This is a genomic window from Duganella vulcania (assembly GCF_009857655.1).
Classification (GTDB): Bacteria; Pseudomonadota; Gammaproteobacteria; order Burkholderiales; family Burkholderiaceae_D; genus Rugamonas; species Rugamonas vulcania.
The window spans coordinates 1-13,972 of sequence record NZ_WWCX01000061.1 but is presented as its reverse complement, the minus strand read 5'-3'; the positions used below and the strand labels follow the sequence as shown (position 1 = coordinate 13,972).

General features: G+C 65.8%; 12 protein-coding genes. 9 read left to right on the top strand and 3 right to left on the bottom strand.

Translation table 11 applies throughout. The annotated features are described in order from the left end of the window. Nucleotides 1-66 precede the first annotated feature (66 nt). The 3 genes from GTP90_RS24700 to GTP90_RS24690 all read left to right on the top strand — a co-directional run bounded on the left by GTP90_RS24700 (nt 67) and on the right by GTP90_RS24690 (nt 2,645). Nucleotides 67-663: a TetR/AcrR family transcriptional regulator gene (locus GTP90_RS24700; protein ID WP_161086020.1), complete on the top strand. Its 597-nt coding sequence runs from the start codon at nt 67-69 to the stop codon at nt 661-663. 119 nt (nt 664-782) lie between these two features. Beyond that, nucleotides 783-1,940 carry an iron-containing alcohol dehydrogenase gene (locus GTP90_RS24695; RefSeq protein ID WP_161086019.1) on the top strand — a complete coding sequence of 386 codons (1,158 nt, stop codon included), beginning with the start codon at nt 783-785 and terminating at the stop codon, nt 1,938-1,940. Between the two features lie 27 nt (nt 1,941-1,967). Then, nucleotides 1,968-2,645, top strand: coding sequence for a type 1 glutamine amidotransferase domain-containing protein (locus GTP90_RS24690; RefSeq protein WP_161086018.1), 678 nt, complete (start codon nt 1,968-1,970; stop codon nt 2,643-2,645). Here the strand turns inward: GTP90_RS24690 and GTP90_RS24685 are convergent, their stop codons facing one another. Continuing rightward, on the bottom strand, nt 2,646-3,185 hold the full coding sequence (locus GTP90_RS24685) for a DUF2058 domain-containing protein (protein WP_117014280.1): 540 nt from the start codon (nt 3,183-3,185) through the stop codon (nt 2,646-2,648). Nucleotides 3,186-3,236: 51 nt separating this feature from the next. Further along, on the bottom strand, nt 3,237-4,265 hold the full coding sequence (locus GTP90_RS24680) for a LacI family DNA-binding transcriptional regulator (RefSeq protein WP_161086017.1): 1,029 nt from the start codon (nt 4,263-4,265) through the stop codon (nt 3,237-3,239). Between the two features lie 238 nt (nt 4,266-4,503). Here GTP90_RS24680 and GTP90_RS24675 point away from each other — a divergent pair, with 238 nt between their 5' ends. The 5 genes from GTP90_RS24675 (at nt 4,504) to GTP90_RS24655 (ending at nt 12,317) form a co-directional block, all read left to right on the top strand. Then, nucleotides 4,504-7,440, top strand: coding sequence for a TonB-dependent receptor (locus GTP90_RS24675; protein ID WP_161086016.1), 2,937 nt, complete (start codon nt 4,504-4,506; stop codon nt 7,438-7,440). 90 nt (nt 7,441-7,530) lie between these two features. Further along, nucleotides 7,531-9,054 carry a tryptophan halogenase family protein gene (locus tag GTP90_RS24670; protein WP_161086015.1) on the top strand — a complete coding sequence of 508 codons (1,524 nt, stop codon included), beginning with the start codon at nt 7,531-7,533 and terminating at the stop codon, nt 9,052-9,054. A gap of 15 nt (nt 9,055-9,069) precedes the next feature. After that, nucleotides 9,070-9,771, top strand: a complete 702-nt coding sequence (locus GTP90_RS24665) for a SapC family protein (RefSeq protein WP_161086014.1) — start codon at nt 9,070-9,072, stop codon at nt 9,769-9,771. After that, nucleotides 9,764-10,768: a cupin-like domain-containing protein gene (locus tag GTP90_RS24660; RefSeq protein ID WP_161086013.1), complete on the top strand. Its 1,005-nt coding sequence runs from the start codon at nt 9,764-9,766 to the stop codon at nt 10,766-10,768. Before GTP90_RS24665 ends, GTP90_RS24660 begins: the two co-directional genes overlap by 8 nt. A gap of 22 nt (nt 10,769-10,790) precedes the next feature. Further along, a complete protein-coding gene (locus GTP90_RS24655; protein ID WP_161086012.1) occupies nt 10,791-12,317 on the top strand; it encodes a tryptophan halogenase family protein in 1,527 nt (508 codons plus the stop codon). Here the strand turns inward: GTP90_RS24655 and GTP90_RS24650 are convergent. After that, on the bottom strand, nt 12,281-13,090 hold the full coding sequence (locus tag GTP90_RS24650) for a glycine betaine ABC transporter substrate-binding protein (protein WP_161086011.1): 810 nt from the start codon (nt 13,088-13,090) through the stop codon (nt 12,281-12,283). The genes GTP90_RS24655 and GTP90_RS24650 overlap by 37 nt on opposite strands. Before the next feature lie 223 nt (nt 13,091-13,313). Between GTP90_RS24650 and GTP90_RS24645 the strand changes: the two genes are divergently transcribed. After that, a partial coding sequence (locus tag GTP90_RS24645; RefSeq protein ID WP_308937318.1) for a pullulanase-associated domain-containing protein occupies nt 13,314-13,972 on the top strand: 659 nt, incomplete at its 3' end.

The following is a 13,972-nucleotide window of genomic DNA, read 5'->3' as shown; positions in this document are numbered from 1 at the left end:
CGTCGGATTTCGCGCAACGGAGAAAACACTAGACGACTGGTCTAATTGTGTTGTGATGTGTCCACCATGACGACAGAACACCAAAACGTCCGCCAGCACATCCTGGACACGGGCAAGACCATCATCACCGGCAAAGGCTTTGCCGGCGTGGGCTTGAACGAGATCCTGACGGCGGCCGGCGTGCCCAAGGGCTCCTTCTACCACTACTTCAAGTCCAAGGAGTTGTTTGGCGAGGCGCTGCTGGAAGACTATATCGAGCGCTACCTGGCGCAGATGGACGTCACCCTGCGCCAGCCCGGCCAAAGCGCGGCGCGTTCGCTGATGGACTACTGGGCCAGTTGGGACGACCTCGACGCGGACAGTTGCGATTGCCGCTGCCTGGTGGTCAAGCTCAGCGGCGAGGTGGCGGACATGTCGGAAGCCATGCGCACCACCCTGCTGGACGGCACCAACCGCATCGTCGGCCGGCTGGCCGACAGCATCGAGCGGGCGTTGGCGGACGGTTCGCTGCGCGACGTCAGCGATGCGCAGCACACCGCGCTGGCACTGTACCAACTGTGGCTGGGTGCGGCGCTGCTGACCAAGTTGCGGCGCGAACCCAGCGCGTTGCGCGCCGCCTGGCAAGCCACGCTCTCCATCCTCAACCTCGGGGGGCAAGTCTGACATCCGGCCACGAGCCCTTCAGTAGCGGCTCGTTACTGAAGAGCTCGTGTCCGAATGTCAGACTTGACCCCAATTTTTTGCCACTATTCTAGACGACCAGTCTAATATCAGGAGCCAGCATGAAGAATTTTGAATTCCACAACCCTACCAAGATCGTCTTCGGGGCCGAAACCGTCGCCCAACTGTCCCGGCTGGTGCCGGAATCGGCCCGCGTGCTGATCCTGTACGGCGGCGCCAGCGCCGAGAAGACCGGCACCCTGGCCGAGGTGCGCCAGGCGCTCGGCGCCCGCGTCAGCCGCGAGTTCGGCGGCATCGAACCCAATCCCAGCTATGAGACCCTGATGCGCGCGGTCGACCAGGTGCGCCGCGACGAGATCGACTTCCTGCTGGCCGTCGGCGGCGGCTCGGTCATCGACGGCACCAAGTTCGTCGCCGCCGCCGCGCTGTACGACGGCGAGCCGTGGGAGATCGCCCAGAGCGGCGGCGCCAAGGTGCGCCGCGCCCTGCCCTTCGGCGCCGTGCTGACCCTGCCCGCCACCGGCTCGGAGATGAACAACGGCGCCGTGGTCACCCACAAGGCCAGCCACACCAAGCTGCCGTTCCGCAGCCCGCTGCTGTTCCCGCAGTTCTCGGTGCTCGATCCGGCCAAGACCTTCACGCTGCCAACCAAGCAGGTCGCCAACGGCTTGGTCGACGCCTTCGTCCACACGGTCGAGCAATACCTGACCTACCCGGTGCAGGCGCTGGCGCAAGACCGCTTCGCCGAGGGCCTGCTGCAGACGCTGGTCGAGATCGCGCCGCAAGCGCTGGCCGCGCCGGACGACTACGCCACCCGCGCCAACCTGATGTGGACCGCCACCCTGGCGCTCAACGGCCTGATCGGCGCCGGCGTGCCGCAGGACTGGGCCACCCACATGATCGGCCACGAACTCACCGCGCTGTACGACATCGACCACGCGCGCACGCTGGCGCTGGTGCTGCCGTCGCTGCTGGACGTACAGCGCGACAGCAAACACGCGAAGCTGCTGCAATATGGCGAGCGTGTCTGGGGCATCCGCGACGGCAGCGACGAGCAACGCATCGACGCCGCCATCGCCCACACCCGCGCGTTCTTCGAAGGCCTGGGCATTCCGACCCGCTTGTCGGCCTACCAGCTGGGCCAGGAAGCGGTGGAAGCCGTGCTGGCGCAACTGCAGGCGCACGGCATGACCAGCCTGGGCGAACACCGCGACATCGACCTGGCCCGCAGCCGCCGCATTCTTGAAGCCGCACTGTAATTCCACCTCACACACAAAGGACACGACATGAACATCCTGATGGTACTCACCTCGCACGACCAACTGGGCAACACCGGCCACAAGACCGGCTTCTGGCTGGAGGAATTCGCCGCGCCGTACTACGCGCTGAAGGAAGCCGGCGCCAAGCTGACGCTGGTCTCGCCGCTGGGCGGCCAGCCGCCGCTGGACCCGAAGAGCGACGCGCCCGAATCGCAGACCCCGGCCACCATCCGCTTCAAGGCCGACCCCGAGGCGCAGGCCGCGCTGGCCCACACCGGCAAGCTGGCCGATGTCTCGGCCGCTGATTTCGACGCCGTGTTTTATCCGGGCGGCCACGGCCCGCTGTGGGACCTGGCCGAAGACCGCGCCTCGATCGCGCTGATCGAAGCCATGCTGGCGGCCGGCAAGCCGGTGGCGGCGGTGTGCCACGCGCCCGGCGTGCTGCGCCACGTGAAGGCGGCCGACGGCAGCCCGCTGGTGCGCGGCAAGCAAGTGACCGGCTTCACCAACACCGAAGAGGAAGCGGTCGGCCTGACCCAGGTCGTGCCCTTCCTGGTCGAGGACATGCTGAAGGAAAACGGCGGCATCTACTCCAAGCTCGGCGACTGGCAAGCCTACGCGGTCACCGACGGCCTGCTGGTGACCGGCCAGAACCCGGCCTCGTCGGAAGCGGCCGCCGCCGCGCTGCTCAAGCTGCTGGCCTGATCACCACATCAGGTCGTCGGGGATCTGGAAGGCGGCGTACGGATCGTCTTCCTCCACCGCGGTGGTGCTCTTGTTGACGCGCACCACCAGCGCCGGATCGCGCTCGGCGATCTTGTCGGCGATCACGCGCGGCACCAGTTCGGCCACGCCGTTCAGCACCACGATCACCAGCCGCCCCGCGACCAGGTGCTCGCGCACCGCCGCCGTCACGAACATGCGCTCGATCTTGCTGCCGTGCGTGTAGTTGTAGGCGATGTCGCCGTTGTGGCCCTTGCTCTGGCGGTTCTGCTGCACCATCTGCGCGATCTGCGCCAGGATGGCTTTCTGCTGCGCGGCCGCGTCGCGCTGCGCGTTCAGTTCGCGGTTGCGCTCGGCCAGCTTGCGCTGCGCCTCCTGCGCGGCCAGCTTGGCTTCGTCCACGCTCTGCGTGCCGGTGCGGCGCTCTTCCTTCTTCTGCTTGCTCTTTTCCTGATTGGCGACCTTGACCTTGTTCTTGGCCACCAGGCCGGCCTTCAGCAATTGATCTTGTAACGAAACCATGTGTACCACTCCATAAAAAAGGTCCGCCGCCCCTGCGGGCAGCGGCCTCCATTATAGGCCAGGCGCTGCGGCCACCCCCTGCGAGGCCAGCGAGGCGCGCAAGGTCATCGTCACCGGATAGCCGCGCGTGACGGGACGCTGCAGGTCGTAGCAGCTGTTGAGCAAGGCGTTGATGCCGTTCTGCGTCATCTCGCGCCACGGCATGTGCACCGTGGTCAGGCGCGGCGCCGAGAACTCCGCGCTGGGCGTGTCGTCGTAGCCGATCACCGACAGCTCGTGCGGCACGCGGATGCCGGCCTCCTGGAAGTAGGACAGCGCGCCCACCGCCATCTCGTCGTTGGCGCAGAACAGCGCGCTGCACGGATGCTTCGAGTCCATCAGCTCCTTGGCCGCCGACCAGCCGCCGGCCGGCGAGAAGTCGCGCTCGGTCACCCACAGCTTGCCGGTGTCGACGCCGTTGGCGCGCAGCTCGTCAAGGAAGGCGTTGACCCGCACCACGTTGTCGGGCAGGCTGGCCGGGCCGGCCACCACGGCGATCTGGCGGTGCCCGTGGTCGAGCAGGGTGCGCGCCGCCATCCGCCCGCCCAGCATGTGGTCGACCGTGAAGCACTGCCCGGCCAGGCTGTCGAAACTGTGGTTGAGCACCACCATGCGCTTGTGCTGGAAGCGCAGCGCGGCGATGTCCTCCTCCTGCAGCACATTGGTCATCAGGATCAGGCCGTCGCAGCCGCGCTCGATCAGGAAGGCGATGCCCTCGATCGCCTGCTGGCGCGCGCCGCCCAGGCCGGCGCCGAAGGCCACCACCATGTGCAGGCCGGCCGCGCGCAATTCGTTGTCGATGATTTGCAGGATGGGCGTGTAGAAGGTGCCGCTGAGCACCGGGATGTACACGCCGATCATCTGGCTCGACCCCGACAGCAACGTGCGCGCCGCGTGCGAGGGCCGGAAGTCCAGCGCCTCGATGGCCGCCCGGACCCGCGCCAGCGTGGCCGGCGACACCGAACCCTTGCCGCTGACCACGCGCGAGGCCGTGCCCAGTCCTACGCCCGCCAGGCGGGCTACGTCTTTGATGGTGGCCATGGCGACCGCCTTTCCGATGGGGTGTGCATGTCAAAGTGTCTCATTTTGGAAACGTTCCCAGCCATGTTGCACGGCTTGCTTTCCTCTGTCAACGAAAACCCGGCCCCACTTATGCGGCATCGCAAATTGACTTTGAAATTCGTTCGGTGCTATATTTGCCACGTGAATTGGAAACCTTTCCAATTCTGGAAAGCGGGAAGTTGGCAGCGGGCAGTTCAAAAAAAACACAGGAGATGACATGCACTATCCAAAGACACGACAAAAATTAATGAGCCTGGCGGTGGCCGGCGCCTGCGCGGCGGCGGCCGCCCAGGTGCTGGCGCAGGAAGCGCCCGTCAAGGCTGCCGAACCGGAAGTCCAGAGCGTGGTGGTGACCGGTATTCGCCAGAGCTTGCTTTCGTCGATGAACCTCAAGCGCAATTCCGACGGCATCGTCGACGGCATTGTGGCCGAGGACATCGGCAAGTTCCCCGACACCAACCTGGCCGAATCGCTGCAGCGCATTTCCGGCGTGTCGATCGACCGTTCGATCGGCGAGGGTTCCAAGATCACGGTGCGCGGCGTCGGCCCCGACTTCAACCTGGTGCTGCTGAACGGCCGCCAGATGCCGACCTCCAACCTGGGCGACCTGAACGGCCGCGCCTTCGACTTCGCCAACCTGGCGTCGGAAGCGATCGCGCAGCTGCAGGTGTACAAGACCAGCCGCGCCGAAACGCCGACCGGCGGCATCGGCGCCACCGTCAACGTGATGACGGCGCGTCCGTTCGACCGTCCGGGCATGCATTCGAGCGTGGGCGTCAAGGGCGTGTACGACAGCACCAACGGCAACCTGCCGGGCGACATCAAGGCCAGCCGCTCAACCACGCCGGAACTGTCCGGCCTGTATTCGAACACCTTCGACAACAACAAGTTCGGCGTGGCGCTGACCGGCAGCTACCAGGAACGCAACCTGGGCTACAACACCGCGGCCGTCTCCAACGGCTGGAAGGGCCCGTTCCGCGGCGACGACAACAGCTGGGGCACGATTCCGCAGGACGGCGCCATCAACCGCCCGGGCGCGAGCGACCTGTACTCGGTGCCGCAAAACCTGAACTACAACTTCAACGGCGTCAAGCGCCAGCGCACCAACGCCCAGCTGACCTTGCAGTACAAGCCGGTCGACAAGCTGGTCACCACGCTGGACTACACCTATTCCGAAAACAAGATCCAGACCAAGCGCAACGACATCTCGGCCTGGTTCAACTTCGGCAAGTCGAACAGCTCGTGGACCGGCGGCCCGGTCCAGAGCCCGCTGATCTACAAGGAAATCCTGGACGGCACCTCGGACATCGCCATGGGCGGCGCCGACTTCGCCACCAAGACGCAGAACAAATCGCTGGGCTTCAACGCCGTCTGGAAACCGACCAACGACCTGCGCTTCGAGCTCGACACCCACCACTCGACCGCCGAGTCGCGCGCCGACAGCCCCTTCGGTTCGAGCAACACGCTCGGCACCGCCAGCTTCAGCCGCGGCGACACCACGGCCGACTTCAGCCACGACTTCCCGGTGCTGAGCATCTCCGGCGCCGACTTCACCAAGGCGCCGCAGCAAGTCACCGGCTCGGTGTTCACCAACGGCTACATGAAGGGCGAGGTCGACCAGACCCAGGTCAAGGGCGCGTGGAAAGTGCTGGACGCGTCCGAGCTGAAGTTCGGCGCCACGGTGTCCGAGGTGAAGAACCGCTCGGCCTTCTCCAACCAACAGCGCGACACCTGGGGCGGCGCCACCAAGCCGTCCGACTATCCTAGCAGCGTGTGGCATCCGGAGTCGGTGCGCCAGTACTTCGACCACATCGACGGCAGCGGCAGCCCCAGCCTGTTCAACCAGTTCTACACCTTCAACTTCGCCCAGGTGCGCCAGCTGGCGGCGGCCGCCTCCGGCCAGCCGGCGCTGTACCTGCCGAAGACCACCTTCGACCACGACGCCCGCACCACCGAGAAATCCAACTCGGCCTACGTCCAGTTCAACACCGACTGGGACACCAAGCTGCCGATCCGCACCTCGGTCGGCCTGCGCTACGAGACCACCGACGTCACCTCGACCGCGCTGGTGCCGGCCGCCACGGGCATCAGCTGGGTGTCGCAGAACGAGTTGCCGATCACCTTCGGCGACCCGACCTTCACCACGCTGTCCGGCAAGTACCACAACCTGCTGCCGAGCTTTGATTCCGACATCGAGCTCACGCCGAACCAGAAGCTGCGCCTGAGCCTGGGCGAGACCATCGGCCGTCCGCGCTACGACCAGATCCAGGGCGGCACCACGCTGGACTCGCTGGTGCGCGCCAACGGCGGCACCGGCAGCCAGGGCAACCCGGCGCTGAAGCCGGTCAAGTCCAAGAACCTGGACCTGTCCTACGAGTGGTACTACGGCAAGCAGAACTTCTTCTCGCTGGGCTACTTCCGCAAGAACCTGGAAAACTACGCCGGCCAGTCGCAGTTCGACGCCACGCCGTTCAACCTGCACACGCCGGTGGGCGGCAAGTTCTGGAACGAGGCGCTGGCCAACGGCTGCACCACCGCCGACACCACCTGCATCCGCGACTACATCTTCAAGAACCACGACGGCGCGCCGGGCGTGACGCGCGGGGCCGATGCCAACGGCCATGCCACCGGCACCATCGTTGGCCAGCCGAGCGATCCGATCGCCAACTTCAAGATCAACTCCTTCTCCAACCAGAAGGCGGCCAGCCTGAACGGCCTGGAGGTGAACTTGCAGCACATGTTCGGCAACAGCGGCTTCGGCGTGTCGACCAACTACACCTATGTGCACTCGGGCCTGAAGTACGACAACGCCAAGCTGGGTGAGCAGTTCGCGCTGGTCGGCCTGTCGAACTCGTCGAACGTGGTCGGCATCTACGAGGACAAGAACTTCACCGCCCGCCTGGCCTACAACTGGCGCGGCGAGTTCCTGTCGTCGACCTTCGACGGCTCCGGCCCGAACCCGCAGTACGTGGAAGCGTACGGCCAGGTCGACATCAGCATCGGCTACAACTTCAACGAGAAGCTGAGCTTCCAGTTCGAGGGCATCAACGTGGGCAACTCGATCCAGCGCGTGCATAGCCGCACCAAGCAGCAGCTGGAGTCGGTCACGCAGCAGGGGCCGCGCTACATGATCGGCGCGCGCTACAAGTTCTAACCGGCAGTTGATCGTTCCGGGGCCGCTGACTGTCAGCGGCCCTTTTCGGTTAGACTTTAGCAATCTCATCCTTAAACCAAGGCGAGCAATATGGTCCGACGCATCGTGATTGTGGGAGGCGGTTCCGCCGGCTGGCTGACGGCCGGCCTGATCGCGGCCGACCACCAGGGCACGTCGCTGCACATCACCCTGATCGAATCGCCCGACATCGCGCCCATCGGCGTGGGCGAAGGCACCTGGCCCAGCATGCGCGACACGCTGCGCCGCATCGGCGTGTCCGAATCCGATTTCTTCCGCGAGTGCGACGCCTCGTTCAAGCAGGGCTCGCGCTTCAACCGATGGGTGAGCGGCGCGGACAACGACTATTACTTCCATCCCTTCGTGCTGCCGCAAGGCTACGACGAAGTGAACCTGCCGGAGCAATGGCAGGCGCAGCATCCCGGCATCCCGTTCGCCGACCTGGTCAGCTACCAGCCGCACCTGTGCGTCCACGGCCGCGCGCCCAAGCAGGTGGTGACGCCGGAGTTCTCGTCGGTGGCCAACTACGGCTACCATCTCGACGCCGGCAAGTTCGGCGTCTTCCTGCGCAAGCACTGCCTGGAAAAGCTGGGCGTGCACTACGTGCCGGACAACGTGGTCGCCATCGCCAGCCACGACAACGGCGACATCGCCGCGCTGCACACCCAGGCCCACGGCGCGCTGGAAGGCGACCTGTTCATCGACTGCACCGGCATGCAGTCGCTACTGCTGGGCAAACACTACGCCGTGCCCTTCCTGTCGCAAAAACACGTGCTGTACAACGACACGGCGCTGGCGGTGCAGGTCCCCTACCCCGACGACGATTACCCGATCGCCTCGCAGACCTCGTCCACCGCGCAAAGCGCCGGCTGGATCTGGGACATCGGCCTGCCGACCCGGCGCGGCGTGGGCCACGTGTACTCCAGCGCCCACATCGGCGACGAGCAGGCCGAGGCCGAGCTGCGCCGCTACATCGCCGGCACCGGCGGCCCGCGGGACATCCCGCCACCGCGCAAGCTCAGTTTCAACCCCGGGTACCGCGAACGCTTCTGGCACCGCAACTGCGTGGCCATCGGCCTGTCGGCCGGCTTCATCGAGCCGCTGGAAGCGTCGGCCCTGGCGCTGGCGGAAATGTCGGCCGCCATGGTCAGCGACGAACTGCCGGCCACGCGCGCGGCGATGGACATCGTCGCGGCCCGTTTCAACGACGCCTTCACCTACCGCTGGGAACGGGTGATCGACTTCCTCAAGCTGCACTACGTGCTGAGCCAGCGCCGCGACAGCGACTACTGGCGCGACAACACCGCCACCGTCCCCGACCGGCTGAACGATCTGCTGACCTTGTGGCGCCACCGCGCGCCATCGCGCAACGACTTCAACCGCATCGAGGAAGTGTTCCCGTGGGCCAGCTACCAGTACGTGTTGTACGGCATGGGCTTCCGCAGCGAATTCATGAATCCCCAGCCGCGCCAGGCCGCGCTGGCCAACGGCTATTTCCGCGAGGCCGCCGAGCTGACCCACAAGATGCTGGGCGGACTGCCGGACAACCGCACCCTGATCAACCACATCAAGCGCCACGGCTTGCAGAAAATCTAAATCACGAGAGACCCCATGCCGAACATCGTATTGCTCAACAATGTAGACCACAAGGACCTGCGCATCATCACCCGCCACGGCGCGCAGTTCGGCGACCGCCAGATGTGGGCCACCACCTTCCCGGCCGAGTTCCGCGACGTGCAGGCCTGCTACCCCATCGTGTTCCGCAAGACCACGGACGGCCTGGGCTTCGAGCCGGTCGCGCTGTTCGGCTTCCAGGAAGACGAGAACCTGTTCCTCGATGGCCAGCGCTGGGACGCGCCCTACGTGCCGCTGATGATCGAGCGCCAGCCCTTCCTGATCGGCGTCAACGGCAGCGAGCTGATGGTGCACATCGACGCCGACAGCCCGCGCGTCAGCCGCGACGAGGGCGAGCCGGTGTTCCTGCCGCTCGGCGGCAACACTGAATTCCTGGAACGGGCCAGCTCGATGCTGCTGTCCATCCACCAGGGCCTGCAGGCCACGCCGGCCCTGCTGTCGGCGCTGCTGCAGCACGAGCTGCTGGAAAGCTTCGTGCTCGACGTCGAGCTGAACGACGGCTCGCAGAACCGCCTGGTCGGCTTCTACACCATCAACGAGGACAAGCTGGCGGCGCTGGACGCGGACGCCGTGGCCGCGCTGCACCGCGCCGGCCACCTGCACAGCATCTACATGGTGCTGGCCTCGCTGTCGAACTTCCGCATGCTCATCGACCGCAAGAACGCCGCCCATGCCTGAAGCCCTGCGCGAGATCAGCGGCCTGGGCGTCAACGACCTGGGCGACGACATCCTCACCGCCACCGAGCCGCTGGTGCTGCGCGGCCTGGCCGCCAGCTGGCCGATGGTGCGCGCCACGCTGGCGGACGAGCGCGGCGGCGACGCCTACCTGCGCAGCCACTACCGCGACGCCACCGTCGGCGCCATGCTCGGCCCGCCGGAAGCGGGCGGCCGCTTCTTCTACAACGCCGACATGAGCGGCTTCAATTTCTACCCGGTGCACGCCAAGCTCACCGCCGTGCTGGACGAGATCGAAGCCAAGCGCCACCAGGCCAATCCGGCCACCGTCTACGTCGGCTCGACCACGGTGGAAACCTGCCTGCCCGGCTTCCGCGAACAGAACGACATCAACCTGGGCGGGCGCGACGCGCTGGCCAGCATCTGGATCGGCAACCGCACCCGCATCGCCGCCCACTACGACGTGCCGGACAACCTGGCCGTGGTGGCGGCGGGACGGCGCCGCTTCACGCTGTTCCCGCCGGAGCAGCTGAAGAACCTGTACATCGGCCCGCTGGACTTCACGCCGGCCGGCCAAGCCGTCAGCCTGGTGGACCTGCTGAACCCGGACTTCGACAAATATCCGAAATTCGCCGAGGCGCTGGCGCACGCGCGCACCGCGGAGCTGGGGCCGGGCGACGCCATCTTCATCCCCAGCATGTGGTGGCACCACATCGAGGCGCTGGACCCGTTCAACGTGCTGGTCAACTACTGGTGGCGCCAGTCGCCGGACTACATGGACACGCCGACCAGCGCGCTGATGCTGGCCTTCCTCACCATGCGCGACCTGCCGGCGGCGCAGCGCAAGGCGTGGCAGGAGATCTTCCGCCACTATATTTTCGAGGCCGACGAGACCACGGCCGCACACATTCCCGAGCACGCCCGCCATGTGCTGGCGCCGCTCAACGACGATGCCGCGCGCGTGCTGCGCGCCCAGACACTGAAAAAAATACACCGATAAATACACCAACCAGGAGACATCGATGAACCCAGGCACCCGAGATCCGAACACCCGCCGGCCAGTACGCCGCGTCGTCATCGCCGGCGGCGGCACCGCCGGCTGGATGGCGGCGGCCGGCATCGCCAAGGTGCTGGGCAAGCGGCTCGACATCACGCTGGTCGAATCCGACGAGATCGGCACGGTGGGCGTCGGCGAGGCCACCATACCAACGCTGATCAATTTCCACAATCTGCTGGAGATCAACGAACAGGAATTCATGGCCGAGACCCAGGCCACGTTCAAGCTGGGCATCAGCTTCGAGGGCTGGCGCAACGTCAAGGAAGACTACATCCACTCCTTCGGCATGACCGGCACCGACCACTGGACCGCAGGCTTCCAGCACTTCTGGCACAAGGGCGTCGAGCGCGGCCTGGCCGGCGACTACGGCGACTACTGCCTGGAGCTGAAGGCCTCGCTGGAAAACCGCTTCGCCCACCTGCCGGACAACGGCATGAACTACGCCTACCACCTGGACGCCAGCCGCTACGCCAAATACCTGCGCCGCCTGAGCGAGCCGCGCGGCGTCAAGCGCGTCGAAGGCAAGATCGTGCGCTACACCCAGCACGCCGACAACGGCGACGTGCGCTCGCTGGTGCTGGAATCGGGCCAGGAAATCGAAGGCGACCTGTTCATCGACTGCACCGGCTTCCGCGGCCTGCTGATCGGCGAGGCCATGCAGGAGCCGATGGAGGACTGGTCGCAATGGCTGTTCTGCGACCGCGCCATCGCGGTGCAAACCGAGTCGGTGGGCGACGCCGTGCCGCTGACGCGCTCGATGGCGCACCAGGCCGGCTGGCAGTGGCGCATCCCGCTGCAGCACCGGGTCGGCAACGGCATCGTGTATTCAAGCCGCCACCTGGACGACGACGCGGCGATGAAACAGCTGCTGTCCAACGTCGAGGGCAAGACGCTGGTCACGCCGCGCGTGATCAAGTTCAAGCCCTGCCAGCGCAAGCAGACGTGGAAGGGCAACGTGGTGGCGATCGGCCTGGCCAGCGGCTTCCTGGAGCCGATCGAATCGACCAGCATCCACCTGATCCAGCGCGCCGTGGTGCGCCTGATGCAGACCTTCCCCACCGACGGCATCAGCCAGGCCGACATCGACGAGTACAACCACCAGTGCAACACCGAGATCGAACACATCCGCGATTTCATCATCCTGCACTACCACGTCAACAACCGCACCGACTCGCCGTTCTGGACCGAGGCGCGCGAGATGAGCATCCCCGCCTCGCTGCGGCACCGCATCGACCTGTTCCGCGAGACCGGCCGCGTGTTCCGCGTGCCGAACGAGCTGTTCGCGGAGAACTCGTGGATCCAGGTGATGCTGGGCCAGGGCATCATGCCGCGCTCGCACCACCAGACCGCCGACCTGATGGGCGACGAGGAACTCAAGCACTTCCTGGGCGGCATCAAGTCGCGCGTGGACCGCATCGTGGTGCAGCTGCCGACGCACCAGGCCTACGTGGAGCGCTACTGCGGCCGCGCGGAGGGCGCCAGGGCCGCCTGACCGGACTGCCGCGCCAGCCAGGCGTCGGCCGCCGCCAGCGGCGACAGGCCCTGGCGGCAAATCATGTAGTCCAATTCGCTGATGGCGCGGTTGCCCAGGCTGAGTTCGCCCAGCTGCGCCAACACCTCGGGCGCCATGCGGGCGGCGCATGCCTCGCGCACGATCAGCGTCGCCTCATCGTGCCCGCCCAGCAAACCCAGCGGTTCGGCCAGCGCGCGGATGCGCAAGCCGTGGTGCAAAAACTGCGGATGCCACAGCGGCACGACCAGCCATTCGCCCCGGCGCACGGCATCCTCATAACGGCGGAAGCAATCGTCTTCGCTGCCGTTTTCGAAGCGGTAGCCCAGCTCTTCCAAACCGTACGCCGCCATCATGCGGCGGGAAAAGCGGCTGATGCCGGCGCCCGGATTGATGCCCTGTAAAAGCTTGCTCATGCGCGCGGCCACCTCCGGCCTGGCGAGATCCTCGACCGAAGCGACCTCCTCCTCCGGCACGTAGTCGGGTACACCCCAGATGCAATACGGCTGGTACAGCACGCCGAGCTTGCGCGTCTGCGCCAGGTACGGCGCCAGGTAGGCGCCATGGCTGGACGACAGCCATGCCGAGGCCAGCATGTCGACGTCACCCTCGCCGTAACGGCGGAACATTTCTTCATGCGGCGAAGCCGAACTCCGCACCTCATAGCCGTGGCCTTCAAGGATGCGCTGGACGATGGCCGCGCTGGCGGCGTGAAAGCTCAGGCCGATATGGCCCAGCCGGATGATCTGTTTCATTTGGAATGCCTTTGAAAGTTGAATGCCAGACGCATGGTAGGCGGGCGGCCGCCGTCCAAAAAGACCGGAATCCAGGAATGACTTTCAAACGGAACGCGAAAGTGCCGGGACAACAACACTCCGTTGAAATATTTATCTTCTCGTATTTTTAAGTAGTAATATTACAAACCCATCCAGTCCACAGACGATTGGAGGCAAAAAACCATAAAACACGGAGACAAACATGAAACTTCATTGTAGTTTAGTTTCACAACTGAAATGCATCACGGCCACGGGCGTGCTTGCCCTGCTGGCCGCCTGCGGCGGCAATGACAGCGCGAGCACCGCCGCCCCGGCCAACAAGCTATTGGCCAGCATGATGGTCGCGGCCGCGCCGCCGGCCCCGGCCAGCATCCGCATGCACTTCCACCGCGCGGCAGGCGATGCCAGCCAGTGGGGCGTGTACTCGTGGGACGGCCCGGTCAATCCGAGCGCCGGATGGATCACCGGCCGCTTCATGATGACCCAGGGCGACGACTTCGGCGGCTACGTCGACATTCCCGTCAACACCGCCAAATCCGCGATCTGGTTCCTGGTCACCGACGGCAGCGGCAACAAGAATTGCGGCAGCGACCAGTCGGCCAACTTCACGCCCGACATCGCCAGCAAAGGCCAGGAAGTCTGGATGCTGGAAGGCGACTGCACCGTCTACAGCGCGCCGCCCACCATCAGCTACGGCAACCTCAACAACGCCAGCGCGCACTGGCTGTCGGCCGCGACGCTGGCCTGGCCGGGCGCGCCGGCCGGCGGCAGCTACAAGTTGTACTACGCGGCCAACGGCGGCCTGGGCTCGGACGCCGGCGGCGTCACCGGCGCCGACGGCAGCATCGCGCTCGCCACCGG

Excerpts from the sequence above, each read along its gene's own strand:
- GTP90_RS24700 (WP_161086020.1), top strand. The coding sequence starts at position 67 with ATGACGACAGAACACCAAAACGTCCGCCAGCACATCCTGGACACGGGC.
- GTP90_RS24670 (WP_161086015.1), top strand. The coding sequence starts at position 7,531 with ATGGTCCGACGCATCGTGATTGTGGGAGGCGGTTCCGCCGGCTGGCTG.
- GTP90_RS24650 (WP_161086011.1), bottom strand. The coding sequence starts at position 13,090 with ATGAAACAGATCATCCGGCTGGGCCATATCGGCCTGAGCTTTCACGCC.
- GTP90_RS24685 (WP_117014280.1), bottom strand. The coding sequence starts at position 3,185 with ATGGTTTCGTTACAAGATCAATTGCTGAAGGCCGGCCTGGTGGCCAAG.
- GTP90_RS24690 (WP_161086018.1), top strand. The coding sequence starts at position 1,968 with ATGAACATCCTGATGGTACTCACCTCGCACGACCAACTGGGCAACACC.
- GTP90_RS24665 (WP_161086014.1), top strand. The coding sequence starts at position 9,070 with ATGCCGAACATCGTATTGCTCAACAATGTAGACCACAAGGACCTGCGC.
- GTP90_RS24655 (WP_161086012.1), top strand. The coding sequence starts at position 10,791 with ATGAACCCAGGCACCCGAGATCCGAACACCCGCCGGCCAGTACGCCGC.
- GTP90_RS24660 (WP_161086013.1), top strand. The coding sequence starts at position 9,764 with ATGCCTGAAGCCCTGCGCGAGATCAGCGGCCTGGGCGTCAACGACCTG.
- GTP90_RS24680 (WP_161086017.1), bottom strand. The coding sequence starts at position 4,265 with ATGGCCACCATCAAAGACGTAGCCCGCCTGGCGGGCGTAGGACTGGGC.
- GTP90_RS24695 (WP_161086019.1), top strand. The coding sequence starts at position 783 with ATGAAGAATTTTGAATTCCACAACCCTACCAAGATCGTCTTCGGGGCC.
- GTP90_RS24675 (WP_161086016.1), top strand. The coding sequence starts at position 4,504 with ATGCACTATCCAAAGACACGACAAAAATTAATGAGCCTGGCGGTGGCC.